Source organism: Paraburkholderia sp. BR14320 (genome assembly GCF_040948665.1).
GTDB lineage: Bacteria > Pseudomonadota > Gammaproteobacteria > Burkholderiales > Burkholderiaceae > Paraburkholderia > Paraburkholderia youngii.
In genome coordinates, this window is record NZ_JBFPKG010000385.1 from 1 (window position 1) to 252 (window position 252).

General features: G+C 61.5%; 1 pseudogene. It reads left to right on the forward strand.

Annotated features, from left to right (window positions below):
* Positions 1-252 (forward strand): annotated as a pseudogene (locus AB3X89_RS40750) (GspE/PulE family protein); the annotation flags it as partial.

Below are 252 nucleotides of genomic sequence, written 5' to 3' on the forward strand. Positions count from 1 at the left end.
TGATCGGCAAGCCGCACGGCATCGTGCTCGTGACGGGTCCGACCGGCTCAGGCAAGACGACGACGCTGTATGCGTCGATGTCGCGACTGGAGACGGCAACCACCAACATCATGACGGTGGAAGACCCCGATCGAATACGACCTGTCCGGCATCGGCCAGACCCAGGTCAACGAGCGGATCGGCATGAGCTTCGCGCGCGCATTGCGCTCGATTCTGCGTCAGGACCCGGACATCATCATGATCGGTGAAATC